Source organism: Microbacterium sp. CFBP 8801 (assembly GCF_014839455.1).
In the GTDB taxonomy this organism is placed as follows: domain Bacteria; phylum Actinomycetota; class Actinomycetes; order Actinomycetales; family Microbacteriaceae; genus Microbacterium.
In genome coordinates, this window is the sequence record NZ_JACYNU010000043.1 from 1 (window position 1) to 1516 (window position 1516).

At 67.2% G+C, this 1516-nt stretch carries 1 protein-coding gene and 3 tRNA genes; 1 reads left to right on the plus strand and 3 read right to left on the minus strand.

Annotation, left to right across the window (positions count from 1 at the left end):
• Positions 1-83: 83 nt before the first annotated feature.
• From IFR11_RS16115 to IFR11_RS16125, 3 genes are all read right to left on the minus strand, one after another.
• A tRNA-Phe gene (locus IFR11_RS16115) sits at positions 84-156 on the minus strand.
• 64 nt (positions 157-220) lie between these two features.
• Positions 221-294: transfer RNA gene (locus tag IFR11_RS16120), tRNA-Asp, on the minus strand.
• A 28-nt stretch (positions 295-322) separates the two neighbouring features.
• A tRNA-Glu gene (locus tag IFR11_RS16125) sits at positions 323-395 on the minus strand.
• Positions 396-609: 214 nt separating this feature from the next.
• Here IFR11_RS16125 and IFR11_RS16130 point away from each other — a divergent pair.
• Positions 610-1516, plus strand: a 907-nt coding sequence (locus IFR11_RS16130) for a coiled-coil domain-containing protein (RefSeq protein WP_446724815.1), incomplete at its 3' end; no start/stop codon positions are given.

Genomic DNA, 1516 nt, shown 5'->3' on the forward strand with positions numbered 1-1516 from the left:
CCGCCTCCCACTGGGAAAAGCAAAACCCCCGCCATGTAGAAGCTAGGCGAGGGTTTCTGGGATCACTGTAATGGTGATCCGTGTGGCTCCGACGGGCGTCGATCCCGTGACCTCACGATTTTCAGTCGTGCGCTCTACCAACTGAGCTACAGAGCCGAACGGCATGTCTGCCGCTTCCGAGACGAAAGGCCTTCTCGAAAGAAGGCCCGTCGCTGTGGAGCGACCCTGACGGGACTTGAACCCGCGACCTCCGCCGTGACAGGGCGGCACGCTAACCAACTGCGCTACAGGGCCATGCGTATTAAGTTATTCCACCGGAAAGTGACCCCAACGGGATTCGAACCCGTGCTGCCGCCGTGAAAGGGCGGTGTCCTAGGCCGCTAAACGATGGGGCCGGATGAGCCTGAAACCTTGCGATTTCATCCTCGCTTGCCGACGACCGAGCCTACTTCACAATCTCGGAGATTGCCAATCGAGGGCGTGGCGTCCGCGATGACGGCGTGTCGTGGGCCCAGGATGGGGCGCGACAGCGGGAACTCGCCCTGTTGTACGTGTGACTCGTGTTGCTACTGTTGGCCGAGTTGCGAACCGGTGAGATGAGGTATTCCCGTGACGCTCGAGCGCCCCGACGAATCAGATGACTGCGGCTGCGCGCCCACTGCGAAGGAGCAGCGGCGCCTCTGGCCGTCGTTCGACCGACGCAGCGCGCTGAAGCTCGGAGCTTTCGGGGCTGTCGCCGTCGGCGCCTTCGGGGCTGCGGCGTCGAGCTTCGGTTCCCCCGCCTTCGCCGCCGACTACCCCTCGTGGGCCGATGTCGAGGCTGCGCGCGCGAATGAGTCGGCCAAGGCGGGTGAGATCTCGCGCATCCAGGGCCTCATCCAGGGCCTCCAGTCCGAGGTCGCGCGCACGCAGGCCGAGGTCATCGCGCGTTCCGACGAGTACTACGCGGCGCAGCAGGCGTATCTCGACGCCGACTACCGTGCTCAGCAGATCCAGTCGCAGGCCGACGCGAAGGCCGCCGAGGCCGTCGACGCCGCGAACAAGGCCGGCAAGGTCGCCGCGCAGCTGTACCGCTCGGGCGGTGACGACACCTCGCTCGACCTGTTCTTCTCGGGCTCGGCCGCGACGGCCGACGATCTGCTGGCCAAGCTCGGCACGATGGACAAGCTCCTCGACCGCAACCGTTCGGTGTACGCCGCGGCCATCACGGCGCGCGACTCCGCGCAGCAGCTGAGCAATCAGGCCGGCGACGCCCGCACCGAGCGCGACCGTCTGCAGAAGATCGCCGAAGAGAAGATGGTCGCCGCTCAGCAGGCCGCCGAGGCGGCTCAGGCCGCCCTCGCCGAGCAGCAGTCGAACCAGGTCGTGCTCGAAGCCCAGCTCGCCGCCCTGCAGGACACCACGGCCAAGACCGTCGCCGACTACCAGGCCGGTGTCGAGGCCGAGCGCAAGGCGCGCGAAGAGCGCGTGCGCCGTGCCCGCGAAGAGGCCGAGGCGCGCGACCGCGCCGAGCGCG